Annotated in this window: 22 protein-coding genes; 15 read left to right on the top strand and 7 right to left on the bottom strand. The window is 73.8% G+C overall.

The window, feature by feature from the left end; translation table 11 throughout:
• Positions 1 to 87: 87 nt before the first annotated feature.
• From J4709_RS47940 to J4709_RS47930, 3 genes are all read right to left on the bottom strand, one after another.
• Positions 88 to 3,771, bottom strand: coding sequence for a transglycosylase family protein (locus J4709_RS47940; RefSeq protein ID WP_208252166.1), 3,684 nt, complete (start codon positions 3,769 to 3,771; stop codon positions 88 to 90).
• Between the two features lie 235 nt (positions 3,772 to 4,006).
• Positions 4,007 to 5,032 (bottom strand): hypothetical protein, encoded by a 1,026-nt coding sequence (locus J4709_RS47935; protein WP_208252165.1) that lies wholly within the window; start codon positions 5,030 to 5,032, stop codon positions 4,007 to 4,009.
• Between the two features lie 151 nt (positions 5,033 to 5,183).
• Positions 5,184 to 5,855 carry a hypothetical protein gene (locus J4709_RS47930; protein ID WP_208252164.1) on the bottom strand — a complete coding sequence of 224 codons (672 nt, stop codon included), beginning with the start codon at positions 5,853 to 5,855 and terminating at the stop codon, positions 5,184 to 5,186.
• A gap of 114 nt (positions 5,856 to 5,969) precedes the next feature.
• Here J4709_RS47930 and J4709_RS47925 point away from each other — a divergent pair, with 114 nt between their 5' ends.
• From J4709_RS47925 to J4709_RS47900, 6 genes are all read left to right on the top strand, one after another.
• A complete protein-coding gene (locus J4709_RS47925) occupies positions 5,970 to 6,557 on the top strand; it encodes a hypothetical protein (protein ID WP_208252163.1) in 588 nt (195 codons plus the stop codon).
• 158 nt (positions 6,558 to 6,715) lie between these two features.
• Positions 6,716 to 7,921 (top strand): hypothetical protein, encoded by a 1,206-nt coding sequence (locus J4709_RS47920; protein WP_208252162.1) that lies wholly within the window; start codon positions 6,716 to 6,718, stop codon positions 7,919 to 7,921.
• A 30-nt stretch (positions 7,922 to 7,951) separates the two neighbouring features.
• On the top strand, positions 7,952 to 8,299 hold the full coding sequence (locus J4709_RS47915; RefSeq protein WP_208252161.1) for a hypothetical protein: 348 nt from the start codon (positions 7,952 to 7,954) through the stop codon (positions 8,297 to 8,299).
• 78 nt (positions 8,300 to 8,377) lie between these two features.
• Positions 8,378 to 10,336: a type IV secretory system conjugative DNA transfer family protein gene (locus J4709_RS47910; RefSeq protein ID WP_208252160.1), complete on the top strand. Its 1,959-nt coding sequence runs from the start codon at positions 8,378 to 8,380 to the stop codon at positions 10,334 to 10,336.
• Positions 10,333 to 11,028, top strand: coding sequence for a hypothetical protein (locus tag J4709_RS47905; protein ID WP_208252159.1), 696 nt, complete (start codon positions 10,333 to 10,335; stop codon positions 11,026 to 11,028). Before J4709_RS47910 ends, J4709_RS47905 begins: the two co-directional genes overlap by 4 nt.
• Positions 11,029 to 11,130: 102 nt before the next feature.
• Positions 11,131 to 11,946 (top strand): hypothetical protein, encoded by an 816-nt coding sequence (locus J4709_RS47900; protein WP_208252158.1) that lies wholly within the window; start codon positions 11,131 to 11,133, stop codon positions 11,944 to 11,946.
• Here the strand turns inward: J4709_RS47900 and J4709_RS47895 are convergent.
• Positions 11,873 to 12,229, bottom strand: coding sequence for a hypothetical protein (locus tag J4709_RS47895; RefSeq protein WP_208252157.1), 357 nt, complete (start codon positions 12,227 to 12,229; stop codon positions 11,873 to 11,875). The two genes, J4709_RS47900 and J4709_RS47895, sit on opposite strands and share 74 nt — an antisense overlap.
• 428 nt (positions 12,230 to 12,657) lie before the next feature.
• Positions 12,658 to 13,554 (bottom strand): sigma-70 family RNA polymerase sigma factor, encoded by an 897-nt coding sequence (locus J4709_RS47890; RefSeq protein WP_208252156.1) that lies wholly within the window; start codon positions 13,552 to 13,554, stop codon positions 12,658 to 12,660.
• A gap of 430 nt (positions 13,555 to 13,984) precedes the next feature.
• On the opposite strand from J4709_RS47890, the gene J4709_RS47885 reads away from it, so the two are divergent.
• Positions 13,985 to 14,758, top strand: a complete 774-nt coding sequence (locus tag J4709_RS47885; protein ID WP_208252155.1) for a hypothetical protein — start codon at positions 13,985 to 13,987, stop codon at positions 14,756 to 14,758.
• A 68-nt stretch (positions 14,759 to 14,826) separates the two neighbouring features.
• Complete coding sequence (locus J4709_RS47880) at positions 14,827 to 15,771, top strand: S16 family serine protease (RefSeq protein ID WP_208252154.1); 945 nt, start codon at positions 14,827 to 14,829, stop codon at positions 15,769 to 15,771.
• Here J4709_RS47880 and J4709_RS47875 read toward each other — a convergent pair.
• A complete protein-coding gene (locus J4709_RS47875) occupies positions 15,761 to 16,453 on the bottom strand; it encodes a hypothetical protein (protein ID WP_208252153.1) in 693 nt (230 codons plus the stop codon). The genes J4709_RS47880 and J4709_RS47875 overlap by 11 nt on opposite strands.
• A 19-nt stretch (positions 16,454 to 16,472) precedes the next feature.
• Positions 16,473 to 17,258 carry an SDR family oxidoreductase gene (locus tag J4709_RS47870; protein WP_208252152.1) on the bottom strand — a complete coding sequence of 262 codons (786 nt, stop codon included), beginning with the start codon at positions 17,256 to 17,258 and terminating at the stop codon, positions 16,473 to 16,475.
• 104 nt (positions 17,259 to 17,362) lie between these two features.
• Here J4709_RS47870 and J4709_RS47865 point away from each other — a divergent pair, with 104 nt between their 5' ends.
• From J4709_RS47865 to J4709_RS47835, 7 genes are all read left to right on the top strand, one after another.
• Positions 17,363 to 17,929 carry a TetR/AcrR family transcriptional regulator gene (locus J4709_RS47865; protein ID WP_307802117.1) on the top strand — a complete coding sequence of 189 codons (567 nt, stop codon included), beginning with the start codon at positions 17,363 to 17,365 and terminating at the stop codon, positions 17,927 to 17,929.
• Positions 17,930 to 17,987: 58 nt separating this feature from the next.
• Complete coding sequence (locus tag J4709_RS47860; protein ID WP_208252150.1) at positions 17,988 to 18,980, top strand: NAD-dependent epimerase/dehydratase family protein; 993 nt, start codon at positions 17,988 to 17,990, stop codon at positions 18,978 to 18,980.
• 49 nt (positions 18,981 to 19,029) lie between these two features.
• Positions 19,030 to 20,658, top strand: coding sequence for an alkaline phosphatase D family protein (locus J4709_RS47855; RefSeq protein WP_208252149.1), 1,629 nt, complete (start codon positions 19,030 to 19,032; stop codon positions 20,656 to 20,658).
• A gap of 269 nt (positions 20,659 to 20,927) precedes the next feature.
• Positions 20,928 to 22,310, top strand: coding sequence for a sigma-70 family RNA polymerase sigma factor (locus J4709_RS47850; protein ID WP_208252148.1), 1,383 nt, complete (start codon positions 20,928 to 20,930; stop codon positions 22,308 to 22,310).
• A 241-nt stretch (positions 22,311 to 22,551) separates the two neighbouring features.
• A complete protein-coding gene (locus J4709_RS47845) occupies positions 22,552 to 24,084 on the top strand; it encodes an NYN domain-containing protein (protein WP_208252147.1) in 1,533 nt (510 codons plus the stop codon).
• Positions 24,085 to 24,176: 92 nt separating this feature from the next.
• Positions 24,177 to 24,818 carry a tetratricopeptide repeat protein gene (locus tag J4709_RS47840; protein ID WP_307802116.1) on the top strand — a complete coding sequence of 214 codons (642 nt, stop codon included), beginning with the start codon at positions 24,177 to 24,179 and terminating at the stop codon, positions 24,816 to 24,818.
• 41 nt (positions 24,819 to 24,859) lie between these two features.
• Complete coding sequence (locus tag J4709_RS47835) at positions 24,860 to 25,699, top strand: PaaX family transcriptional regulator (protein ID WP_232385169.1); 840 nt, start codon at positions 24,860 to 24,862, stop codon at positions 25,697 to 25,699.
• Positions 25,700 to 25,728 lie beyond the last annotated feature (29 nt).

Genomic DNA, 25,728 nt, shown 5'->3' with positions numbered 1-25,728 from the left:
ATATGTACCGGTGAATTATCCCAAAGTCTCAGGCGCCCACGCAACCGGTCCGGGAAATACCTGCGGGGCGAATCGGCGCCATGCCGTTCAGGCCAGGCTCGGGTCGACCCAGCCCACCCAGTAGGCCGACGTATAGTCCCGTTCGACGTGGGAGACGTCGCCCGTGCGGTTGGTGTGCACCTTGTAGCCGTCCGCCAGCCGCATGGCTACATGGCCGGTGTCCTCACTATTGGGGATGGGCTCTACGAGGTCACCCGGCTGTGCCTGGCCCAGGCTGATCCTGTGCACCCAGCGGACCGACACGAGGGTGATGGTCGTCGGGGCGTTGGACCCCTTGGGATAGAGATTCGGGATCGCGCCGCTGTCGCGATAGGCACGGGTGACGAAACTGGAGCAGTCGGCATAGCCGTTCTCGTTTCTGCGCGCCTGGCTGTACGGCCAGCCGAGGTGGGTCAGCGCCCATTTGATGGCCTTCGCCGCCTGCGGGGTACGGGCCTTCGCCACCGAGTCGGCGCACAGCTTGTGGATGCCGATCTTCTTGGCGCCGTCCCGCAGGGTGTTGCCCGGCGCGTTCGTCGGGCACCCGTCCGGGCCGACCGACACCTGCACGGTGCCGGGTGCACCGTCGGCGGTCGAACCGTTCGCGAGCGAGCCGATCAGCCGTCCGGCGCTGTCGAACGGGGAGATGACGCCGCCGAAGAACCAGGCGTACTCGACCGCGAGCTGCGACAGCGGGATCGCCACGCCGTCGCTGGTGCCGAGCCGCGACCACGCCTCGGTGGCGTCCGGCTCGATCGGCGCGCCGATCTCCTTGAGCGGGCGCAGCGCCAGCCGCGGGACGACGAGGGTGTCCTGGCCGGGCACGGAGGCGGTCGGCGCGAGGGCGCCCTCGCGGCCCTGGTAGTAGTTGCCGAGGCCGTCGAGTTCGCCGGCGTAGGCGCTGCCGTCGGCGAGCCCGGCGGCGAGCTGTGCCAGCACGGCGCTGAATCCGGGGGACCAGGAGCCGGCCTGGCAGGCGGGGTCGTCGCCGGGGTCGGTGACGCGGCCCGCCTTCTCCGCCTTCTCCAGCTTCGGTTCCCACTCGCTGAACACCTTGTCGGCCTTGGGCGGGGCCGTGAGCTTCGCGAAGGCGGTGGCGTGCGGGGCGATCGCGGTGAGGAAGGCGGTCATCACCTTGGTGCAGGACTCCTTGGGGGCGAACCCCTGCCCGGGGCCGACCAGCGAGAACAGGTCCAGGTCGGTGCCCATGGCGATGCTCAGCTTCTGCCATCCGCCGGCCATCGGCTGGAACGGCCCGCGGTCGTGCGGGCGTTTCTCCGGTTTCACCTTCTCCACGGACAGGACGAGCCGGGCGGCGCCCGCGATGTTCGCGTCGACGTCGCACCGGTCCTTGACGCCCGCGGCCTCGGCCTCCTTCTTGGTCATCGGGAAGACGCCCTGCCGGCCGCCCTTCACGTTCTCGCACTTGTCGGTCTTCCACTTGCCCGCGCCGTAGCTGACGGACAGCGCCTCGTTGACGAGGGTCTCGGTGGCCGCGGCCCGGTCGGGTTCGACGGTGTACCGCACCCGGTTCTTCTCGTCGTACTTCGCGCTGGTGACCAGGTACAGCTCCGGCATGCGGGTCGTCTCGCAGCGCCAGATCGAGATGATCTTGAAGCTGGTGGACCAGGGCTTCTTCGGGTCGTCCGGCGGCGGCACCGCGCAGGGCGCGTCGGGGTCGGCGGTGCGGTCCACGAAGATCCCGGACGCCTCGATGACCCTGCTCCAGTACTTGCGGGCGTTCTCCTGGTCCTTGAGGACGCCGTCGGGCTTCCACTCCGGGGCGTCCGGCTCGTCGTGCACCTTCTTCGCCGCCTCGGCGAGCTGCCGGGCGACGAAGGCGGAGGAGTCGCACGGGTTCTGCGGGTCCAGGCCGGTCATCGCCATCTGCCCGGCCGCCGCCGGGGTGAGCAGGTAAGGGCCGGAGCCCTGCTTGCCCTTCCCGCCGATCCGCGGAGAGGGGTTCGCGACGGGGCAGCCGTCGGCGTACGTCCCAGGCCCGAGCGCACCGGACGTTCCGCCGACGCCGGACATCGCGGTGGTGCCGGACATCGCGCCGGACGTCGTGCCGGCGCCCGTGCGGAAGGACGCCGGTTGCGCGGCGCCGCCCCCTCCCTGCGGATGCTGCTTGGCGGCCTCCTTCATGCGCTTCATGATGTCGTCGATGTAGTCCCAGACCGGCGGGTTGACGTGGCAGGCCGCGGGGCACTGGCCCCACTTCTCCGGTGACCGCGCCCACGACGGGTAGAAGTGCGCGGCGGCGACCTGCTGCCACGTGTGGTAGACGTTCCACTTCTTCAGGACGTCATGGACCGCTTTGCGGTCCTGGACGCTCGGCGGCGCCTTGCACGCCGTCGGGTAGCCGCCGTAGTTGTCCCACGTCGAGTTGATGTACTGGTAGGCGCCGCACGCGCCCTCCGAGTTGCCGATGGTGTAGTCGCCGTTCGACTCGTGCATCCGCAGCGAGTACATGAACCATCCGAGCTGGTGGCTGAGGTCGCCGGGCGGCGGGCCGGGGTGCCCGTTGCCCACCCTGGCGGTCGAGCCGGAGCCGGTCACTCCGGAGATCGGTCCCGGTCCCGCGCCGCCGGTGTCCCCGACGACCACGGCGTCGCCGCCTCCGCCCCCGCCGTCGCCGCCGATGGGAAGCCCCGACGCCTTGCGTCCGGGGTCCCGGTCGTCGCTGTCGTAGGGGCTGTAGCGGGCGAACTCGGTCTGGGCCGCGACGATGCCCGCCAGGACCGTCCACGGGACGGTCGCGTAGTCGGCGGTTCCGGACGCCTCGGCGTCCTGCGCGGCGTCCTTGAGCAGCTTCTGCCATCCGCCGGGGAAGTACTTGGCGACCTTGGCGTCGGAGTCGTCCGGCGGCTGGGTGTGCTTGTCGTCGGTGGCGCTGACGCCCAGGAGCAGCGAGAGGAGCATCAGGATGACCAGCCCGGGGACCAGCACCGGCAGGGTGACGGCCATCAGCACCTTGAACTTCCGGCGGCGGGAAGCGGAGTCGTCGCTCTGGCCGGACGGGTTCTCCTTGCCGTTCCCGCCGTCCTTGGTTCCTTGCTTCTCGCTGGCGGCACGCTTGGCCTGCGCGCCCCGGAAGCCGTCCCAGAACGCCGCCGGCAGCACCTTCCCGAGCTTCGACCCCTCGAGCTTGTCGAGGCCCTCTCCGCCGAGGTCGGAGCCCTTGACCTTGTCGTAGAGACCCGGCGCGTACCGGTTGGAGTACGCGCGCAGGGCCGTGTCGGCTCCCTCGCCCGCCTTGCGTAGCCCCATCTGCATGCCACGCCGCATGAGGGCGCCGCTGAGGGACGACGGGTCGCCTGCCGTGCCCTGTCCCGGCTTCTTGAGGATCGGACCGTTGCTCCCCGGCGTGGACGCCTGCGGCGTGCGCGCGCCGGGCTTGCCCGTGACGCCGCCCTTCGCACCGTCGTCGCCGGCGGGCGTCGCGGCGTCGCCGAGGGCGCGCTGCCCGGTGAGCGGATTCGCCGCGCCCGGCCACCGGACGGACCCGGTGTGCGGCCCCGACCCGTACGTGACGTCCGTCTGGCCCGGCCCCCCGTGGTGGGTGCTGGGCGCGGATTGCTGCGCGACGATGTCGGCGGCGTTCTGCGGCGCATGCAGCAGGGCCTGGACATGCGGGTCCGCCTCGGCGGCCGGCAGCACCTCCGGTACGCCCGCCGCCGGATCGTCGCTGGAGGGCGGCGGCGCCCCCTTGCCTCCGTCCGGCTCGTCCACGGGCACCTCGCTCGGGTCTGTGGTCGCCTTTCCGGTCGCACGACCGATCGGAAACGACCGTCCGCCGGTGCGGGCCGGGTGCAAGAGCACGGAAGCTCTCTCCTCTTGCCCGGCTCGTTTGAGCCGGGCAAGAGGAGAGTCGACTTGCCCTAGACCAAGCTCAGAGTCGGGCCGCCCTTCGGGCAATTGGGGGTCGTGGACCGCGCGCGAGTTTCACGCTGCGCGCGGTCGTCGGCTAATGGGTTCTCCAGCAGTAGGTGCCGGCGATTTCGCGTAGTCCCGGGTGCATGGCGTCCAGATTTCCGGCGATCCAGTCACGAGTGTTCTGCACCATTCGCTCGTGGCCGGGCCGCAGGAGCCGTTGAACGTCGACACCGCGCCGTTCGCAGCGGACCGCGTACCGCGCGTGGTTCCCGATGGCTGCGCGGATGGCGCGCAGCACACCTTCGTAGACCCGGGGGTCCAGGTAGCGGGCGGACCGGTGCGCCGGGTCGACGCCCTCCACCACGAGGGGCGTGTCTCGGACCAGGCGCTGCACGGGGTGGCCGTGGGCGTCGATCCGGTCAGGGGTCAGCTTCGGACCGCTGGTCAGCTCCTCGATCAGGACGAGTGCGTCGTTCGCCCGGAAGGTCAGACCTTCCAGACCCGGGTCGTCCGGCAGCACGCGCAGGTTCTTGCCGCCGCCGCTGCTGTCCGCATCGAGGTCGAACAGGTAGCCCCGGTCCGCGCCCGGGTCCGGGTCGAAGTACGCCGCCGCCCGGAACAGGTAGAAGCCGCGCACCGAGGCATGCGGCCAGTACATCTGCTTCAGAGCCGCACGGGCCGTACCGCGCATTCCGTTGTCGAGCAGGATGATGCCCTGCCCCGGTTCGAGGTCGTCCGGGTGCAGGCCCAGCCGGCGCAGGAGGGCCGTCAGGTTCCGGTCCGCGTTCGCCATCGCCTCGGGGGAGACGGACTTCCAGCGCATCGTCCCGAGCATGGCGTCCAGTTCGGGGAAGGCCCTTCCGTGGTTGTGCTTCAGGTCCGCCACCGCACTCCGGACGATGCTCCGGTTGATGGGCATGTGGACGATGTCCAGCCCCGGTTCGAAGGCGAGGGCGATGTCACGGCTGTTCTCGCCGTCGCGACCGACCGACGCGAAAAGCGCGCCGGCCGCGGCCGCCGCCCGGATGTCTTCGAGCATGCGGTGCACGGCCCTGACGTAGAACGGCGCGATCGTCTCCCACGCGGTGTCGTACGCGTCACCGAGGGCGTCCGCCACGGTGTTCCGGTAGGTCTCGGAGGTGACTCAACTCCTGGTGTTGTTTGCTTCCCTTCACGGCCCTTGGCCGCAGGGGTCACCGTCCTGTCCCGCCGTCCCGCCGTCCCGCCGTCCCGCCGCAAGAAGGCGCAAGGCATCGGCGGCGGTTCCTTTAGGGGCCTACACGCACCGCGTAGCCGGACACGTCGCGCTCCACCGTGATCGGCACGACGGACGGTTTCGCACCCCCGGCGCCGGTGATCGTCGCGCTGAACCGGTACTCGCTGTTGCCCGTCACGGCCGGGTCGGCGACGGTGAGCCCGGACACGGCCGCCTGGCGCGCGGGCCGTCCCGCGGCCCCGGTGGCGGACCCGGTGGGACGCCCGGTTCCGGAGAAGGGGATGCCGCTCCAGTTGCCCGTCGCGGTGGCGCGGGCGGCGGCGAGCGCGACGTTGCGGGCGCCCGCCGGCACGACCGTCGTCCCGCCGCCGGTCACCGGGACCTGCACGGCGGCGGTCGCGGTGAAGTCCTTGACCTGCTCCCCCGCCGGGACGGACGGGGCCGGGGCCGTGGAGCCGGTGCCGCCGGGCGAGGGCGAGGCGCCGGCGCCTTCCGTCGGGCGCGCCCCGAGGGTCTGCACAGGGTAGGGGCGGGCACCTGAATCGCCGGACGCGCCGGACGTCCTCCCACCGCCGCCCAGCAGCGCGCTGAGGACGAGCACCACGACGACCCCGCCCGCGGCCACCCACACCGCGGCGTCCCACCACTCGGGGAGTTCGGCGCTCTCCCAGGGGCGGCGCCGTCGGTTGAAGCCCTTGCGGGCGTAGTCGGTGAGCTTCGGCATGATGGAGACCGTCGCGGTACGGCCGCCGCAGGCAACCCGCGGACGGCGACCCGTGAACGATGGCGGGCCGGAAAGGCGCTGGCGCCCCGGGCCCGACCGCGCACGGTCTCCGGTATGAGCGACGACCAGGACGTGCACGGACCGGCGATGCTGGCCGCGACCAACATGCTGAAACCGCCCCCGGCGGTGATCGGCAGCCTGAACAAGGAGATCACGCTGCCCCGCGCGGTCCGGCTGTCCACGCTCGTCGCGGTGCTCGCGGGCATGATCGCCGGGTTCCTGCTGTCCTTCGTGATCGTCGGGCCGGGGCTGAAGGCGCTGATGTACGGCCCGGCGCTGGGCGGCGCGGTCGGCTGGATGGCCGTCAACTTCTCGCCGCTGCAGGGCGAGCCACTCATGAGGTGGGTCGGGCTGCAGATCACCGGAACGCGCAAGCGCAAGCTGATCGTCGACGGGCGGCCAGTGCGCCTGTACGTGGGGATCGCGCCGCTGCACCGCACGGCCGCGGGGACCGTCCGGATGCTGCCGGGCGGCGTGACGGTGGACGCCGTCCGCTGGGACCCGCGGGGCGTGCCGATCCAGCAGATCCCCGGCGCCGACCGGCTGCCGTCCAGGCCGCGCCAGGGCCGCAAGGTGAAGGCGCCCCCGTCCATGTCCGGACGCTCCCGGCGGCGGAGCCGGCGCCGGGTCCGGCTGGGCTGACGGCGCCCACCGCACCACCGCCAACCGACCGCCGCCGGACCGCCACCACCAGCGGCGCACCAGGACGGCGCAGAACGGTCGTTGCGCTTTCTCCCCACGGCCGCACGGTCCTGCCTGCGGAGGTCACAAAGCAGAGGCCGTGAAAGGAGAGGGGCATCGTGCCGGAACAGTCGCCGACCCGCTTCACCATGGTGCCCGCCCGGCGCTCCAACGAGCCGACGGCCCGCAGGCGCGCCAGGAGGATCCTGGCGGCCCTGTTCCTCGCCTCGGGACTGAGCGTGGTGGCCGTGGTCATCGCGGCGAGCAAGGGCGGCACCAGGCCCGACCTGTCGGCGGTCGACCCGCGCGGCCGGAGCCTGGCCTACACGGCGGCGGTGAACTTCCTCGCCGGCACGGAGCAGAACGTCCCCCACGCCGACTCGTTCGACCCCGAGCGGACCGCGGACCAGGGCGGCGGGGAGCCCGTCAGCCCGCTGCGCTACCGGTCGCTGAGCTGGGTCGGGTTCACCCCGGAGCACTTCGGTTCCAAGAAGGCCGGCTTCACCGACTTCGAAGTGCACCATTTCCTGGTGGCCCTGGCGACGCCCGCGACCTCCCCCTCGGGATCCCCGCAGGCCCCGGCTTCCGGGTCACCGGCCCCCGGAGGCGGCCGCGGTTCGGGGACGGGAGGCACGAACGCGCCCCAGGCGAAGGCCACGCCGCTGCCCGGGGCGCCGTCGGGTTCGCCCGCCGCGACGGGATCGCCCACGCCGGCGCCGGGCGCGGGGTCCGCGTCGCCGGGCCCCGGCGCCACCGGCGGCCCCGCGGCGACGCAGGCGCCCGCCTCCGACGTCCTGCAGCTCGACGTGCCGATCCTGCTCAGCGGGAAGGGCCCGCGCCTCGCCGCGGCCCCCGCCTTCTCCGTCTGGCAGGACGGTGTCGGCGACGCGGCCGGCAAGGGCGACTACACCAACTACGGCAGCCTCAGCACCGAGGTCAGCGACGCGGCCAAGAACCAGATCGTGATCTGGGCGCGGGCGTACGCGAGCGGCGACTCAGCCGCCCTGCTGGCGGTCACCGGCGACCAGAACGGCTCCCACCGGTACGCGGGCCTCAGCGGGTTCACCCTGCCCGACTCGCCGGACGCCGTCCAGATCCTGTCCGCGATCAAGGCCGCGGGCGACCAGCTCATCGTCCGGGCGCGGGTCCGGCTCACCAGGCCCGACCCCGCCGCCGGCGGCAAGGGCCCCCGGCCGTTCACCACCTTCGCGGACTTCGACCTGCTGGTGGGGGCGCCGTCGGGAGCGCAGCCGCCCGTCCTCGCCTGGGGACCGGCCGGGTCCGCGGCGCAACTGGAGCCCTACCAGAACGCCATCGGTCCATGACCGGGCACTCACGTTACGGAGGAAAGTTCAATGGCGGTGGCTGAACTGCACGGCGTGCTGGCCGCACCGATCGGCGAGCAGGGCGCCAACAGCTTTCTCGACTCGGACGCGGGCAAGGCGCTGGTGGCACTGTGCGGTGCGCTCGCCCTGGTCATCGTGGTGATCGGGATCGTCCGGATGGTGAACGGCATCGGCCGCGGGCGCCCGGGCGAGGCGTTCAAGTCGCTGGTGTTCGCGCTGCTGATCGGCGGCCTGCTGTTCAACCTGAACCTCACCATCACGGGGGTGAAGGCGATGAGCGACCTCACCGGAAAGGTGTTCAGCAGCATCACGAGCGTCACCAACACCAACAGCGACAGCACCAGCGGCGGCAAATAGACCTGGCGGAGCCGGTCGGAGAAGCCGGAGGCGCGCCCGGGAAGGCGGCGGCCCCGGCGGTTCGCGGGAGGAGCGGGCGTGGCGTACGCGCAACGGCGGGACAGGTACGACGAGCGGCCCGACAGCGTCGGGCTGCTCAACACGGCCCTGATCCTGCTGGGCCTCGTGGTGGTCGTGGTCGCGCTCGTCCCCGCCGTCTGCGGGCTGGCGCTGTTCTACGCGCTGCGCCGCCTGCTGGCCCGGCGCGACTGGGCGATCCTCGCGCTCGCCGGGGTGGCCGGGTTCGCGCTGCACGCCAAGGACAACGCGCTCGGCTACGGCTACTGGCTGCTCGCCTTCGCCAAGGTGGGGCCGGGGCACCCCGGGGACGTGCCGGTCATGGTGCTGCTGTGCCTGGCCGCGGTGCTGGGCGGCTGCCTCGGGATGGCGGTCGGCGACACCAAGGGCTCGGTGGTCGCGGGCTTCGCCTCGTTCCTGCGCAAGAAGAAGAAGTTCTTCGACCTGTTCAACGGCACCTGGTTCCGCCGCAAGGAACTCACCGACGAGCCGATCACGCCCCGCCCCGGCCGGCGGGAGACGCTCAGGCGGCGCGTCGCCACCCGTGTCACCGTGGCCGACATCCCCGCGGTGATCGGCCCGCACGCGACGGAGAAGGCGCGGGCGACGCCGCTGTCCGACAAGGCCGCCCCGATCGGGCTCGGCGCCCGGGACCGCCCCGTGTGGCTGAGCACCCGCGAGATGGGCATGCACGGCGCCGTCGTCGGCTCCACCGGCAGCGGCAAGACCGTCACGCTGATGTGGATCATCGGTGCGGCCCTCGACATGGGGTTCGACGTCACCGTCCTCGACATGAAGGAGGACACCGAGCCCGGCGGGCTGCGCGACTTCCTGCGCGCCTACGCGCAGGCGCACCGGCTGCCCCTGCAGGAGGTGGCGCTCGGCGACGACCGGCCCGCCTACTGGTTCAACGCCATCGCCGGGATGTCCGCGGACGAGGCGTTCGACACGATCATGACGATGGTGGAGTTCGACGACGCGTACTGGCAGTCGCTGAACCGCAAGGTGCTCCAGCAGGTCGTCCAGCTGTGCCACGAGTCCGCCGAGCTCGCGCCGGACCGGTTCGCCCCGCCCACCATGCTCGAGATCGGCCGGATCCTGGAGCAGGGCGCGGCGATGCGCGGCGCCGTCAAGGAGCGGATCCTCGCGATCGACGGGGTGCGCGGCACCGGGCACTGCACGCTGCGCTACGCCAACGTGCTGCGCCCGTCCCGCGACGAGGCGACGTCCGCGGCGGGCTTCGGCACCCGGCTCACCGGACTGTACGACTCGGCCGCGGGCCGCCGGATCCTCGTCCCCGACGGGGGCCGGCAGATGATCGACGTCCGCCGGGAGGGGCTCACCTACATCGGGCTCAACTCGCTGGGGCAGCCGGACATGGCGCGGATCCTGTCGTCCTCGGCGCTGCAGCGCCTGTCGGTGTACGCCGCGCAGCGCATCCAGGGCCGCGCCCCCAAGGCCCGCCCGCGGCTGATCGTGGTGGACGAGGCGAACTTCATCAACCGGGAGATCGCCATGAACATGCTGTCGCGGGTCCGGTCCGCGCTGTTCAGCATGATCCTCTGCACGCAGGGGCCGACGGACTGGATCGACAAGGACGGCGACGACTGGTCCCGGCTGACCCAGAACATCAACTGGCTGATCGCCATGGCGCAGTCCTCCCCGGAGGCCGCGGAGAAGTGCGCGGACTTCCTCGGCATGCGCAACAACAGCAAGTTCAGCGAGCGCGTCGGCCGGGAGGGCGCGACGCAGCAGGTGCAGGGCATGGAGGAGGAGCAGTACATCGTCGAGCCCAGGGAGCTGCGGAGCCTCGGGACGGGCGAGGGCTACCTGCGGGTCAACAAGCCCGCGACGAGGGTGGAGTACCTCGTCGTGCCGATGCGGACCCAGGAACTCGAACGGTACGAGCCGCCGGACCCGCTGCCGTGGCCCGATCCGGCGGCCGCGCACCGGCCCGCGCGGTCCCAGTGGCCCGCATGACGGCGGTGCGGCGGCGGGAAAGCGAGCTGGACGCGCCCGCGCCGGGCGGCGGGCGGCCCGCGCGCCGGACCGGGCCGCGATCCGGTGCGCGGGCGGCGGCGGTGGAGGGCGGGATCGTCCTCGCCCTGGGCGCCGTCCTCTCCGCGTGCTCGCTCGGCCTGCTCGTCCTGCAGACACCGGTGGCCCTGCACTTCACCGCGGGCGACCTCGCCGTCGCCTTCGCCGCGGGGGTGACGGCCGCCGCGGTCGTCCGGGCCAACGTGCGGCTGCACCGGCGGTGGAAGCGGACGGTCGGCCGGTTCACGGCGGCCGCCGCGCTGTGCGCCGTCGCGGCACTGGCCGGGACGGCGGTGGCGATGATCCCCGGGCACTGCCCCGGGTCACCGGCCGGCAGCGGGCACTGCGGTGTCCGCGAGGCAGCCGCCTGGGGGCAGGTCGCGGGCCTGGCCGCGGTGGTCAACTTCGGGCTCGCCGGGATGGCGCTCGGGGTGTACAGGGGCGTGCGGGGCGTCGTCCTCGACGCATCCGAGCAGGGCGCCGAGGGGCTGCGGGCGCTCGGCCGGCTGCGCCGCCGCCGCGCCGGGCGGGCGGGCGCCGCGCCGCGGCACCCGCAGGAACCCAAGGGGCGGCCGACGCCCCGCCGCGCCGATGCCGAACGGGCCCGCCGCAAGCGGCTCGGCTCCAGAAGCTGACCCCCGCGCGGCCGGGACGGGCGGGCGCCGGGGCCGGGCGTCCGCGCCGAGTGCGCGGGCCGGGCCCACCGAGCGAGAGAGCGGACACGGGGTAGGTCACGGATGTACGAGGTCGGACGGGCCGGCGGATACGTCTCCGGGCAGGCGTGGCGGCGCCGCCTGCGCGGGGTGCTCCTCGCGGGCGCGGCCGTGGCGCTGGGCGCCGCGGCGGCCGGCTGCCTCGTGCTCGCCGCGCCGGCGGGGCCGCCGGTGCCGCGGGTGCTCGCGGCGGTGCTCGCGGTCGCGGCCGGCGCCGGGTGCGCGTTCGCGTGCCGGCGGTCGGCGCGGGCGCTGCGGGCGGCCGGGCGGGCGGCCATCGGCGCCCGGTCCGAGCGGGAGGTGCGGGCCGCGATCCGGCGGACGGACCCGGTCGCCGCCGGGTACGGCATCGTGCTGGGCGGCCGGGGCGGCGACTGCGACGCGGTCGTCTTCACCCGGTGGCATGGCGCGGCGGCCATCGAGGTGAAGACCGGGCACGGCAAGGTGACCGTCGACGGCGACGCGATGCGGGTGGGCCGGCGGGTGCTGCACGGGAACCCGGCGCGGCAGGCGGCGGACGGCGCGCGGTTGCTGGCACGCCGGCTCGGCGGCGCGGACGTGCTGGCCGTCGTGTGCGTCCCCGGCATGACGAACCGGCCGTTCACCGCGTCCGGCGTGACGGTGTGCGGGGCGCAGGACTTGGGGCGGGTGCTCAAGGCGGCGCCGCCCGTCTTCGGGTCCGCGGACCAGGCGAGGGCGGCGATGGAGCGGCTCTGGCGCGAGTCGGCGGCGGCCGAGGCCGGTGCCGGCGCGAGGGGGCCGCGGGTCAGGGCACCTGCGGATGCCAGACGGCGGAGGCGACCACCAGCAGGACGCTCAGGCAGGCGACAAGGGCGGTGACCGGTACCCCGCGCGGCAGGGGCCGCGGCGCCCGGGGGCCGCGCAGCCGGCCGGCCCGCGCGCGGCCCGCGGGTTCGGTGTCCTGGAGAAGTCCCTGGTAAGCACCCTCTTCGGGGTCGTCGCCGAAGAACCACGCGTCCTTCGCGCCGTCGCCGGGAACGTCCGGGGCCGCGGGGACGTCCGGGGCCGCGGCGGCGTCCAGGCCGGATGTGTCGAGCAGCGCGGTGTCCGCCTCGTCGCCCGGTTCCTGCCACGCGGCGGGCGCGGCGGGCGCGGCGGGCATGGCGGGTGCAGTGGGCGCAGTGGGTGCGGCGGGCGCGGCGGGGGCAGCGGGCGCGGCGGGGGCTTGCGGGGCGCCGGAGCGGCTCTGCGGCCCGGTTCCGGCCGGTGCTGCGGCGCCGCTTCCCGGCGGTGCCACGGGGATGCCGTTCCACAGGGCTCCCGGGGCGAAGGAGTCCCAGCCGCTCGCCGCAGGCGCCGCATCGCCCTGCGGCTCTTCCGGCGCGCTCGGCGGCGCCTCTGGCGAGCTCGGCGTGGCCGGTGCCGGCCGCTGCGGCGCACCGGGCCCGGGCTCGGGGGCACCGTCGATGTCATCGATGATGACCCACGAGCCCGAGTCCCACGCGATCGAGTCCCCGGGATCGGGGTCCTGCCGGTCTCCCGGCCGCCGCCCGTCGTTCATCATGTCCGCCCTTCGGCTCACCCGGCCGCTCAGACCGCGTCGGCGATGGGTTCGTTGAGTTTGGCCAGTGCCTTCTGCTGGATCTGCCGTACTCCTTCGCGGGACAGGCCGAGCTGTTCGCCGATGGCGCGCAGCGACTGCTCCGGCTCGCCGTCCAGCCCGAACCGGCGCGTCAGCACGTACCGTTCGCGGGGGTCCAGGGTCGGCAACCCTTCGGCGACGACCGTGCCCAGATGGAACCGCAGCAGCACCTCCTCCTCCAGACTCAAAGACGGGTCGGCCAACCGGTCCTCCCACGGGACGGTGTCACCGTCCTGGGTCCCGGCCGGCGCCTGGAGGCTGTCGAGCCGCGGGGCGTCCAGGACGCGCCGCACCTGCGCCTCGGTCACCCCCGCCCGCCGCGCGATGTCGGTGTAATCCAGCCGGGCATCGGGCTGGCTGTCCTCCAGGAACGCCTGCTCGGCCGCCAGGATGGCGGGGCGTTTCTCGAAGTCGCCGAGGTTGAGGTTGGGGTGGTCGGCGTCGCGGACGGCGCGCAGCACCTCACGCTGGATCGGCTTGAACGCCCAGCTCGCGAACGGCCCGCGCGCCGGATCATAGGAGGAGATCGCCCACAGCAGCCCCACCTTCCCGGCACTCTCGAAGTCCTCGTTGTGCTCGGTGGAGCGGGCCGTGAACATCGCCACGTAACGGCGGACCAGCCCGTAGTTGGCGACCACGATCTCGTGAGTGAGGTTCTCCAGGTCCCGTTCGGCCCGCCGGAGGGCGAGTTCGCAGAGCATGTCGGCGGCGTTCGCGTCGATGCGGGCGCGCAACGCACCGATCCGCTCCAGCAGCTCCTTGCGGCGGGCGAACAGGGCGTTGTTGCGGGTCCGGAACTCGTCGGCGGCAGAGCACCCGTCGCCGGCCGGCTGCACGATGTCCATCTGTCTCCTTCAAACTCGTTGCACGGACTTCGATGCGACGATGGCCGAAAACGGTCCAATGGGGAGGCTTTTGTTGACATCCTCTCGGCACCGTCCCTCCCCGGGAGGGGCACGGTGCCGCCCTCCCCGCCGCAGCCATCCCCTGGAAGGAGCAGGTCAGTGGCATGCGCCGGCGCGGCGGCGCCGATTCGGCGAACCGGCGGCGCCGCTGCTCGTTGATAAGGAATTGATCCCTCGCGGAAGCGGTGTTGAACTACCGGTGCCCGTGCGGTGCGCCGGCGGTGCGCTTTTCGGTGAAAATTCAAGCGAAACGCCGTCCAGGGCTTGCCGATCGGCGGGCCGGCGGACGTTAGAAGCGAGAGCTCCATGCCTCGGAGCGGGCCGGATCGGGCAGCGTCGGCCCGCAGGTGTAAACGAGAGGAACACAACGGTGCAAACGATCCTGAGCGATCTCGGTCTGGAGTCCCCGCTCGTCGGCACGACGGTGACCGCGCACATCAGCTCCAGCGGGCCGGACGGCTTCCGCTGCACCGTGTACGACGTCGCCACCGGCCAGGGCCGGGACGCGCTGCTGCCCCGCTCCAACGCCTACGCCCTGCCGGAGGGCGCCCCGCCGCCGCGTCTCACCGCGGGCGACACCGTCGTCGCGCTCGTCGTCGACGTCGTCGACGGGCCGGACGGCGGTGAGCGGCTCGTCCTGTCGACGACGGCGCCCGAACTGGTCGAGCGGGTCCTGGCGGGGTTCGTCGACGAGATCCTCACCGGCCGCGTCGTCATCAAGGGCGTCGCGCGGGTCGCCGGCAGCAAGGCCAAGATCGCGGTGGCGCCCACGACCCCCGGCGTGGACGCGCGCGGCGCCTGCATCGGCCGCGGCGCGAGCCGGCTCAAGGCCGCGGCGGCCCTGCTGAACCGCGGCTCCGGCCGGGAGCGGCTGGAGATCATCGAGTACTCCGGCGACCGGACGAGGTACCTCGTCAACGCGATGAACCCGGTGCAGGTCACCGACGTCCTGGTCAGGCGGAACAACGCGGTCGTGGCGGTCGAGGAGCACCAGATGTCCGGCGGCATCGGCGAGGGCGGGCTGAACGCCGAGCTGGCCGGGCGGCTCACCGGGCTCTACGTGCGCGTCGTGAAGGCGGGCACCGACCTGAACGAGTTCATGGACCGGGTCTCGTCCGACGCCCAGGCCGCGGACGAGCACTGAGGTACCCGCTCCGCGCCTCCTCCGCCCGCGGCCTCCGCCGGCGGGCGGCGGTCTCCCTGCTCGCCGCCGTGCTCCTGTCGGCCGTGTTCGGCGCGACCGACTCGCCGTACCTGCGGGTGGACGGCGGCCCGCTGGTCCGGGTGGGCCGGCCGGAGCGCGGGTCCTGGTCGGTGGCGACGGTCCGGGTCCGCCGTGCGACGTGGTGGCAGTGGGTGCGCGCGGAGGCCTCCGGCGGCCGGACGTTCCGTGCCCGTCCTGCGGGCGCGGAACATCCGGAGGGCACGCCGGGCGGCACGTCCGACGAGGCGATGGCCGCTGCGATGGCCGGGTCGCAGACCGCCGCGGCACTGGTCGCCGCGCAGCTCGCCGCGGGCCGGGCGCCGGTCGGCGGCGCCGGCCTGCAGGTGACGGCGGACACCGGGGCCGCGCGCGCCGCGGGGCTGCGGGCCGGGGACGTCCTGCTGGCCGCCGGCCGGCGGGACCGCATGGCGCCGCTGCGCGCGCCCGCGGACCTGGAGCAGGCCGCCGCCCGCGGCGGCACCGTCCGGCTGCTGGTCGCGCCCGAGACCTCCGATGAGGCGTGGGGCGCCGCCGCGGTGCGCCGGACGGCCGCCGAACGCCTCGTCGCGATCCCCGCCGGACCCGACGTCTCCGCCCGCGCCTACCCCATGGGCGACGTGGAGGGCCCGTCCGCGGGTCTGCTCCTCGCGCTGGCCCGCATCGACGACCTCGCACCGGGCGACCTCACGGGCGGGCGGCACATCGCCGGAACGGGCGCGATCGGCTTCGACGGCACGGTGGCGGGCGTCGGCGAGGTCGCCGAGAAGGTGCACTCCGCCGTCGCGGCGCACGTCGAGGTGTTCTTCGTTCCCGCCCTGCAGGAGGCCGAGGCGGTGAGCGCCGCTCGGGGCACGCCGCTACGGGTGGTCCCGGTCCGCTCGGTATCGGACGCCGTCCATTGGCTGTGCGGCAACGGCGGTCACGCGCCGACCTGCCGGCCGCTCAAGCGTTGACCCATTCGCCGGGGAAGGTGCGCCGGAAACGGTCGAGGGTCTCGGGGTCGCGGGCGCGGACGGAGAGCCACGCGCCCCCGCCGTCCGACATGAGCAGGCCCGGCGCGGTGTAGAAGTTCTGGCCGCTCTCCGCCGGGAACGGGACGAGCGTGAAGCGGCGGGCCAGCTCGTCGTCCTCGCCCGGGCCGAGGTCACGGCCGTCGCACAGCTCCTCGGGCCCCTGCGTGGACTCCGCCATGACGATCTCCAGGACGGCCGCGGAGAACCGGTCGGTCCACGGTTCCCACAGCTCGGCGTACCTGTCGGCCAGGTCCTGGCGGACGTGGACGGGCGGGTCGGCGGCGGCGAGGTCGTCCCGCAGGACACCCCAGCGCGCCGCGCCCTGGTTCTCCTCGCGGAAGACCAGGGCGCCGTGCTCGACCGCCAGCTCGCCGGGGCTCAGCAGGGTGTCGAGGTTGCTGTGCAGGTCGGGGCGGCGTCCGAACAGCGCGTACGCCTCGCGGACGGCGGCGGGCAGCCGGAGGCCGAGGCGTTCCTCGGCCTCCGCCAGCTCCCCGTCCGGCGTGCCGTCCTCCCTGCCGAGGGACAGGCCCCAGCTTCCGGCGAACTCCCTGATGAAGGTCCAGGCGGCGGCCCGGTCGTGGAGTGCCGGCGGCAGGTCGCGGACGATGTCGAAGCCCACACTTCGACGGTATCCCTCTTCAGGCGGTTTTGACCGCACCCCCGTCGATCAGGTGGTCGGTGCCGGTGGTGCTCGCGGCGAGCGGGGAGGCGAGGTAGGCGATGAGCGCGGCGACCTCGGCGGGCTCGACGAGCCGTCCGGTGACCATGCCGGTCGCGCCGGGAAGCCCGGCCAGCAGCTGCTCCTGCGTCACCCCGAGGGACGCGGCGAGGCCGGCTCCGTAGCCGTCCGGGTCCTCCCACAGGGCGGTGCGGGTGGCGCCGGGCGACACGGTGTTGACGCGGACGCCCTGCGGCCCGAACTCCTCCGCGAGGGCCTTGCCGAACGCGGTGAGCGCGGCCTTGGCGGTCGTGTAGGGCACGGGGCCGGCGTGCGGGACGCGGGCGGCGTTGGACGAGACGTTCACGACCGCGCCCGCGCGCTCCAGCAGGCTCGGCAGCGCGGCGCGCGTGGTGCGGACGGCGGCGAAGAGGTTCAGCTCGTACATCGTCTGCCAGGCGGCGTCGTCGAACGCCAGGAACCCGCCCGCGGTCCCGTCGCCGTCTCCGCCGCCGACGTTGTTGACCAGCACGTCGATGCCGCCCAGTTCGGCGAGGGCGGTCTCGATCAGGCGGGCCGGTGCGCCGGGCGCGGACAGGTCGGCGGCGATGGTGGTCGCGCCCGTCTCCTTCAGGGCGGGCGTGATGGTGCGGGAGGCGGCGACGACGCGCATCCCCTCGGCGGTCAGGGCCTCGACGGTGGCGAGGCCGATGCCCTTGCTGGCGCCGGTCACCACGGCGGTCTTGCCGGTGAGTCGCAGGTCCATGGGATCCTCCTTCGTGCGTCACTGGTGATGCATTCAAGCTAATACTTGCAACACTTATGTTGCAAGTAGCATTCCAACTGAGACGCTGTTGTACTGTTTCAAGGGTGAGCAGACCATTGCGCGCGGACGCCGAGCGGACCGTCCGGACGATCCTGGAAGCGGCCGAACGGGTCCTGTCCGCCGACCCGGCGGCCACGATGGAGCAGATCGCCGAGGCCGCCGGCGTCGCGCGGACGACCGTGCACCGGCGGTTCGCGACCCGCGACGCGCTGATCGACGCGCTCACCGAATGGGCCGTCCGGCGGCTCGCGGAGGCCGTGGACGCGGCGCCGGACGCGAGCGCGCCGCCGCTCGTCACGCTGTACCAGGTCACCGCGAACGTCCTGGAGGTCAAGATCGGCTGGGGCTTCGCGATGACCCGGGCCGGGAGGTCGACGATCCCCGAGGTCGTCCGCGTGCAGGCCGAGATCGCGGCCAAGTGCGACGAGCTCTTCCTGCGCGCGCAGGAGGCCGGCCTCGTGCGCGACGACGTCGACGTGGTGTGGGCGCGGCGCGTCTACTACGCGCTGCTCTATGAGGCGAGCACGGGACGCGACACCGAGAACCCGGGCGCGCTCGCGACGCTCGTGGTGGACACGCTGCTCCGGGGCATCGCGGCGCAGCGGATGTGATTCCGCTGGGAGCGTGCAACGCTTCCGTACGCAACGTACGGACCGTACAGTTCGCCGCATGAGACTTCTGATGCTGGGCGGTACCGAGTTCGTCGGGCGCGCCATGACCGACGCGGCGCTGGCGCGCGGCTGGGACGTCACCGTCTTCCACCGCGGCCGCCACGAACCCCCGGACGGCGTGACCGCCCTGCACGGCGACCGGACCACGCGCGACGGTCTCGACGTCCTCGCCGGCGGGGAGTGGGACGCGGTCATCGACACCTGGTCGGCCGCACCGTCCGTCGTCCGCGACGCCGCCCGCTTCCTCAGGGGACGCGTCGGCCAGTACGTCTACATCTCCAGCCGCTCCGTCTACGCGTACCCGACCGGCGCCGGGCTCGACGAGAGCGCCGCCGTAGTAGAAGGCTCCATGGACGACGGTGACGTCGCCTATGCGGAGGCCAAGCGCGGCGGCGAACTGGCGGCGATCGACGCGTTCGGCGACAACGCCCTGCTCGTCCGTGCGGGCCTGATACTCGGCCCCTACGAGAACATCGGACGCCTGCCGTGGTGGCTCACTCGCATCGCGCGCGCGGGGCGGGTCCTGGCTCCGGGCCCGCGCGACATGGCGCTCCAGTACATCGACGTGCGCGACCTGGCCGCCTGGACGCTGGACGCCATAGAGCAGCGGCTAGGCGGCCCCTACAACCTGGTGAGCCCGCCCGGGCACACGACGATGGGCGACCTCCTCGCCGCGTGCGCCCGCACGACGGGCTCCGACGCCGAGTTCGTATGGGCGTCCCCGGAGGCGATCCTCAAGGCCGGTATCGAGCCGTGGATCCAGCTCCCCATCTGGCTGCCGCCCGGCGAGGAGCACGACTCGATGCACCAGGGCAACGTCTCCAAGGCGCTCGCCACGGGACTGCACTGCCGCCCCATAGAGGAGACCGTGCAGGACACCTGGAACTGGCTGCAGACCATCGGCGGGCAGGCACCGCAACGCCCGGACCGTCCCACCGTAGGGCTACCCCCGGATACCGAAGCCGCGTTCCTGGATAGCGGCGCACACTGACCGCAACGGGGTGGACGCGAAGCGCCGGGTTCCGCTAGAGAGACCTTCTATGACCGCTTTGGCACTCGGCCCCCACCTCCGCCATGTCAGCGCCCATACCGCGACGATCTGGGTGGAGACCGACCGCCCGTGCGAGGTCCGCGTGGTCGCCGCCGAGCACGGCGTCGACGCGGCCGCCCGCACGTTCACCGCGCACGGCCACCACTACGCGGTCGTGGAGGTCGACGGCCTCGACCCCGGCGCCCGCGTCCCCTACCAGGTGCTCCTCGACGGCGAGACGGTCTGGCCGGAACCCGGCTCCGCCTACCCCGCCAGCCAGATCAGGACCCTCGACCCGGCCGGGACGCTGCGCATCTCGTTCGGGTCGTGCCGCCGCTCCCCCGGCACCCCCGAGAAGTTCGGGCACGACGCGCTCGCCGCGTTCGCGCACCGCCTCAAGGACGGCGGCGACGACGCGGCCTGGCCCGACGTCCTGCTGATGGTCGGCGACCAGGTCTATGCCGACGAGCTGAGCGAGGAGATGAAGGAGTTCATCCGGGGCCGGCGCGCCGCGGACGAACCGCCCGTCGACGAGGCCGCCGACTTCGAGGACTACACCCACCTGTACAAGCTGGCCTGGCACGACGACCGGGCCGTCCGGTGGCTGCTGTCGACCGTCCCGACCTTCACCATCTTCGACGACCACGACATCCGCGACGACTGGAACACCTCGTACGCGTGGCGGCAGCAGATGTGGGCGCAGCCGTGGTGGCGGGCCCGGATCACCGGCGGCATCGGCTCCTACTGGATCTACCAGCACCTCGGGAACATGTCGCCGGAGGACCGGGCGGCCGACCCCCTCCTCGCGCAAGTGCGCGTCGTGTCGGAGGCCGGCGGCGACGCCGGCGCGGTGCTGGACGAGTTCGCCGAGCGCGCCGACAAGCAGCCCGACACGATGCGGTGGAGCTACGCGCACGACTGGGGCGGCACCCGGCTCGTCGTCGTCGACAGCCGCTGCTCCCGGCTGCTCACCCCCGACCGCCGCGGGATGCTGGACGACGAGGAGTTCCGCTGGCTGGACGAGCAGTGCCAGGGCGGCATGGACCACCTGCTCATCGCCAGCTCGCTGCCCTACCTGCTGCCCCGCACCATCCACCACGCCGAGTCGTGGAACGAGGCCGTCGCGGGCGGCGCATGGGGACGGCGCGCCGCCGCCGTCGGCGAGAAGGTCCGGCAGGCCGCCGACCTGGAGCACTGGGCGGCGTTCGAGCGCTCCTTCCGCGAGGTCGCCGAGGACGTGATCGCCGTCGGTAAGGGAGAACGGGGTGCCGCCCCGGCCAGCATCTCCTTTCTCTCCGGTGACATCCACTACTCGTGCCTGTCCCGGGTCACCGCGCCCGGCACCGCGTCCGCCATCTCGCAGATCATCTGCTCGCCGCTGCGCAACCCGCTGAACGGGACGATCCAGCGCGCCAACCGCTTCGCGTCCATGCGCGGCGTGAGCGGGGCGTTCCGCGCGCTGGCCAAGCTCGCGAAGGTGCCCGCACCGCCGCTGCGGTGGCGGATGACCGACGGCCCGTGGTTCGACAACGCGATCGCCACCGTCGAACTGACCGGCCGACAGTGCACCGTCCGGTGGGAGACGCCGCGCACGGAGACCGCCCTCACCGAACTGGGCCGCGCCGCCATCGGCGGCTGACGCCGCTCCGCGTGCCCACCAGGCACGACGGACGGAGCGGGGTGCACCCGTTCAGCCCCCTCGCCGGAACGGGCGCACCCCGGGCGGACGGCCTGGGGAACCGTCCACGCCCCTCCAACGCGCGAGGGAACCGTCCATGACGCGGTTCTGCGAAATCGAACATGGCGACCCCCGGCGTGAGCGACAATGTGTGGTCAAGGCGTCACAACGAGCTAGCATCGGGGTGGCGAAGAGCCCGCCAAGGACGGCGCGTCCGTGAGGGAGGCCACGTGGAGGAGCCCGCCACGACCGGGACCGGGGACGCGGCGCTCATCTCCCGGGTCCGCGACGGCGACGTGTCGGCGTACGCGACGCTGTACGAGCGGCACGTCGCGGCGGCCCGCGGCCTCGCCCGGCACCTGACCGGCGGCTCCGACCAGGCCGCCGCCGAGGACGCCGTGCAGGACGCGTTCGCCAAGGTCCTCGGCGTGCTGCGGCGCGGCGCCGGGCCCGACACCGGGTTCCGCCCGTACCTGCTCACCGCCGTGCGCCGCTCGGTGTACGACCGGCGGCGCGCCGACCGCCGTGTCCACCGCACCGACCAGATCGAGGAGTTCGACGAGGGCGTCCCCTTCGAGGACCCGGCGCTCGCCGAGCTGGAGCGCTCGCTGATCGTCCGGGCGTACCGGTCGCTGCCCGACCGCTGGCAGGAGGTGCTCTGGCACACCGAGGTCGAGGGCGCGAAGCCGGCGGAGGTCGCGCCGCTGCTCGGCCTCACCGCCAACGGCGCGGCGGCGCTCGCCTACCGGGCCCGCGAGGGGCTGCGGCAGGCGTACCTGCAGATGCACATCGAGAGCCGGGACGTGACGCCCCGCGAGTGCCGGTCGACGATGGAGCGGCTCGGGTCGTTCGTGCGGGGCGCGCTGGCGGGCCGCGAGAGCCGCCGCATCCAGCGGCACCTGGACGGCTGCGCGCACTGCAAGACGCTGTACACCGAGCTCGCCGCCCTGAACACGGCGCTGCGCGAGGGGCTCGGCCCGCTGGTGCTCGGCACCGCGTCGGGCGTGGCGCTGGCGTCCAAGGCCGGGCTGTTCAGCTGGCTGCGGTACCTGCCGAAACGGCAGCAGCAGGCGCTCGCGGGCGGCGGCGCGGTGGCGGTGGCGGCCGCGGTGGCCGCCGCGATGATGCTCGTGTCCGACAAGGAGCCGATCGAGCCCGCGCACGACCCGCCCGCCATCGCGCAGGCCGCGCCGCGCCCGCCCGCCCCGAAGCCGCCCGCGCCGCGTCCGGCGCCTCCGCGTCCGGCGGCGCCCGTGGTCGAGCCGGTGGCGCAGCGGCCCGCGCCGCATCCGAAACCGCACGTCAAGGCGCCGCCGGCCGCCAAGCCGCCGCGGCAGCACCTGCACAAGCGGCCGCCGCGACCCAAGCCGCGGCCGCCCGTCCACCGGCCGCCGCACGGGCTGTTCGTCCGCGTCACCGTCCGCACGGGCGGGCACGACCTGGTGGACGTCAAGGTCGGCGGCGGCGTGCACGTCAAGGTGGGCGGCGCGGTGCGCGTCGACACCGGCGCGGGGCCGCCCGCCGGGGTTCCGCGGCAGGTCATGGCGCCCGTCCTCGCCGACGGCCGGTTCCATGGGCGGTTGAAGGCACGGTCGCGGGGGCCCTACGGGTGAACCGGCCACCTGCTCTTCCCGTAAAGATCATGGGGAAGGGCGGGGCGGGAGGGCATCGGCTGGTAGCGTCCGCCGCGGTTCCCGGTTTGTTGTTACTGGGGAGTCGCGAACCGGCGGTATGCCATGAAAGAGTGCGAATCGCCGTATTGGCCTACGGGGCTGACGGGCTTCACTACGCTATTAGGCGCCCGAGGTCACTACGCCGGCCTGTGAGCTCCCGTTAGAGGAAGGGCGGTGTCGCATGGATCGCTGCGCGCTGTTCGTAGACGCCGGCTACCTGCTGGCCGACGGCGCCATGGCGGTGCACGGCACCCGCCATCGCGAGACCGTCTCGTGGGACTTCGGCGGGCTGCTGCAACTGCTCGGCAACCTCGCGCGCGAGCGCACCGGCATGCCGCTGCTGCGCTGCTACTGGTACGAGGCGACCGTCGAGGGCCGCCGCGCCCCCGAGCACGACGCGCTCGCCGACCTGCCCGGCCTCAAGCTCCGCCTCGGCCGCATCCGCCCGGGCCGCCGCGAGGGCGTCGACACCGAGATCCACCGCGACCTGATGACCCTCGCCCGCAACGGCGCGCTCGCCGACGCCGTCGTGGTCAGCGGCGACGAGGACCTCGCCCAGGTCGTCTCCGACGCCCAGGACCTCGGCCTGCGCGTCACCGTCGTGCACGTCGCCGTCGACGGCAACTGGACGATCTCCCGGGTGCTGCGCCAGGAGTGCGACGACCTCATCGAGATCGGCGCCGGGCACCTGCGCCCCTACGTCAACCTGCTCAGCGGCATCGACTCCGGGGCCGGCGCCGGGCCGCCCGCGCTCGGCGCCGGCCCGCTGTCCAACGGGCACGGCTCCAACGGGCACGGCCCCGGCGGCGCCGGCGCGCCGCTCGGCCCGCTCCAGACCACCGCGCACAACGGCCCGCCGCCGTCGTCGCCGATCGGCGGGCAGCCGCCGCTGAGCCCCGCCGCGTCGGGCCTCGGCTCGTCCGGGATCGGCTCGTCGGGGATGGGCTCCTCCGGCATGGGTTCGTCAGGGATGGGTTCGTCCGGGATGAACTCGCCCGGCATGAGCTCCTCGGGGATGGGCTCGTCGGGGATGGGCTCGTCGGGCATCGGATCGTCGCCGTCGGCGTCGTCCGGGCCGTCCGGTACGCCCGGCCTCGGCGGCAGCAGCGGCGTCGGTGTCCCCACCGGACCGCTGCCCCTGCCCGGCAGCGGCGGCCTCGGGTCGTCGTCGTCGCTGGGCTCGTCGTCCTCGCTGGGCTCCGGCGGGCTGCCCCTGCCGTCCTCGCCGCTCCAGGCCCCGCCCGCGTCGTCCCCCGCTCCGGCGCCGAGCCGGCCGCCGCTCAGCGGCCCGCAGTACGGCTCGCCGTCGCCGGTGCCGTCCCCCTCGCCGCCGCCCCCGCCGCAGACGCTGCCCCCGCAGAACCTGCCGCCCCACTCGTCCGGCGCCTCGCCGCTGCCGGAGAGCCGGCCGCACGGCCCCTACACCGGGCCGCAGCAGATCGCGCCCGTCCCCGCGCAGCAGAACACCCCGACCCTCGCCGACGCCGTGAAGGCCGCGCACCAGGAGGGCCAGGACTTCGGCGAGTCCGTCGCCCGGGACGCGCCCGCGCTGTGGCTCGAGGCCGTCCTCGCCCGCAAGCCCCGCATGCCCTCCGACCTGGAGGCGCGCCTGCTGCAGGGCTCGTCGCTGCCCATCGACTTCCTGCTCCACGACGAGGTGCGGCACGCGCTGCGCCGCGGATTCTGGGACGCCCTCGAACGTTCCCGCAGGTGACGGCGGTACGCCCCGGACACTTACGGGCGGGTAATGCACGATCATCAGTGATTCGCCCGCTTCGGCCGGCCGCCGGCGGGTAGCGTTGAACCGTGACGCATGTGACGGAAGACGATCTCGACGACCTGGAGTTCGACACCCTGCGCACCGGCGATCACATCTCGGCGGCCGAGCGGCTGTCCGAGCTGGCCGAGTCGGTGACGGGCGGCGTGTCGCGCGCCAACGTCCTGCTGCGCGCCGGCGAGCAGTGGCAGCACGCCGGCGACCACGGCCGGGCCGCCGAGCTGTACCGCAAGGCCCTGGAGGACGGCGGCGAGGTGTACGGCGACCCGCGCGCCTACCTGGCCGACGCGCTGTTCGAACTGGACCGGGCCGACGAGGCGCGCACGCTCGTCGACCAGATCCGCGCCGACAAGCCGCGCGACCCCGAGGTGTACCGCACCGTCGCCGAGGTGCTCTACGCGCAGGGCGACGCGTCCGGCGCGCACGACTGGGCCACCAGCGGCGCCGACGTGGTGCTCGCGCTGCGCGACCGGGCCGTCGGCACCGGGATCGGCGACCCCGACGAGCCGCCGGTCGCCGACGACGAGTCCCTCACGCCGGGGCCCGACGACGTCGCGCTCGCCGAGGACAGCCTCGAGGCGCTGCTGCGGCTGCGCTACCGGGCGCGCATCGACCTCGGCCGCAGCGAGGACGACTACGACGCGCTCCTGGACGACCTGCTCAAGAACTAGCGGGCGCCGGCCGGCCGCGCGGGTCCCCTTACGCTGTGGGGATGCCTGACTCCGGTGCCGCCGAGGCGCGCACGCGCCCGCTGATGCTGACGTTCTTCGGGGCGCACGTGCTCGGGCGGCCCGTCGCGGTGTCGGCGGGCAGCGTCATCGAGGTGCTCGGCCGGGTGGGGATCGGCGAGCACGCGGTCCGGACGTCGCTGAACCGGATGGTCAAGCGCGGGCTGCTGGAGCGGCACCGGCAGGGCCGCAAGATGTACTTCGCGCTGTCCGCGCACGCCGCAGGGGTCCTGGAGGACGGCCGGGAGCGGATCTGGCGGGCGGGCGTCGTCAACCGCGACTGGGACGGCCGGTGGACGCTCGTCGGGTTCTCGCTGCCGGAGGACTGGCGGCGCGAGCGGCACGACCTGCGGTCCCGGCTGGTCTGGGCGGGGTTCGGGCCGCTGCAGAACGGCCTGTGGGCGGCGCCCGGCATGGTCGACGTCGCGGCGGCGCTGGCGGGCCTCGGGCTGGAGTCCCACATCCGGGTGTTCGGCGGGAGCGTGCTGCCGCCGACGCAGGTGCGGGACGTGCTGGAGACCGCGTTCGACGTGCCGGCGATGGCGTCCCGCTACCAGGCGTTCCTCGACCGCTGGGATACCGGCGGCGCCGGTGGCCGCCCGGCCGCGGCGGAGGGCCTGCCGGACGATCTCGCGCGGCAGCTCGTCCTGCACAGCGACTGGCTGGAGCTGGTGCGCCGCGACCCGCACCTGCCGGCCGAGCATCTGCCGGAGGGCTGGCCCGCGATGCGCGCGGAGGCGGTGTTCCGCGATCTCGCGGGGCGGTGGGAGCGGCCCGCGGCGGTGGAGGCCGCCCGGATCCTGGACACCCTTCCGCTGAGCTGAAACCGCTGATCATCGGGGTGCGGCGGCGC

The organism is Actinomadura violacea, from assembly GCF_017573465.1.
In the GTDB taxonomy this organism is placed as follows: Bacteria; Actinomycetota; Actinomycetes; order Streptosporangiales; family Streptosporangiaceae; genus Spirillospora; species Spirillospora violacea.
This window is presented reverse-complemented; position numbering and strand designations above follow the sequence as displayed.

What these genes read in the sequence shown, in the direction of transcription:
- J4709_RS47845 (WP_208252147.1), top strand. Translation starts at nt 22,552, where the DNA reads ATGGATCGCTGCGCGCTGTTCGTAGACGCCGGCTACCTGCTGGCCGAC.
- J4709_RS47915 (WP_208252161.1), top strand. Translation starts at nt 7,952, where the DNA reads ATGGCGGTGGCTGAACTGCACGGCGTGCTGGCCGCACCGATCGGCGAG.
- J4709_RS47890 (WP_208252156.1), bottom strand. Translation starts at nt 13,554, where the DNA reads ATGGACATCGTGCAGCCGGCCGGCGACGGGTGCTCTGCCGCCGACGAG.
- J4709_RS47870 (WP_208252152.1), bottom strand. Translation starts at nt 17,258, where the DNA reads ATGGACCTGCGACTCACCGGCAAGACCGCCGTGGTGACCGGCGCCAGC.
- J4709_RS47930 (WP_208252164.1), bottom strand. Translation starts at nt 5,855, where the DNA reads ATGCCGAAGCTCACCGACTACGCCCGCAAGGGCTTCAACCGACGGCGC.
- J4709_RS47895 (WP_208252157.1), bottom strand. Translation starts at nt 12,229, where the DNA reads ATGCCCGCCGCGCCCGCCGCGCCCGCCGCGTGGCAGGAACCGGGCGAC.
- J4709_RS47860 (WP_208252150.1), top strand. Translation starts at nt 17,988, where the DNA reads ATGAGACTTCTGATGCTGGGCGGTACCGAGTTCGTCGGGCGCGCCATG.
- J4709_RS47855 (WP_208252149.1), top strand. Translation starts at nt 19,030, where the DNA reads ATGACCGCTTTGGCACTCGGCCCCCACCTCCGCCATGTCAGCGCCCAT.
- J4709_RS47925 (WP_208252163.1), top strand. Translation starts at nt 5,970, where the DNA reads ATGAGCGACGACCAGGACGTGCACGGACCGGCGATGCTGGCCGCGACC.
- J4709_RS47835 (WP_232385169.1), top strand. Translation starts at nt 24,860, where the DNA reads ATGCCTGACTCCGGTGCCGCCGAGGCGCGCACGCGCCCGCTGATGCTG.
- J4709_RS47900 (WP_208252158.1), top strand. Translation starts at nt 11,131, where the DNA reads ATGTACGAGGTCGGACGGGCCGGCGGATACGTCTCCGGGCAGGCGTGG.
- J4709_RS47905 (WP_208252159.1), top strand. Translation starts at nt 10,333, where the DNA reads ATGACGGCGGTGCGGCGGCGGGAAAGCGAGCTGGACGCGCCCGCGCCG.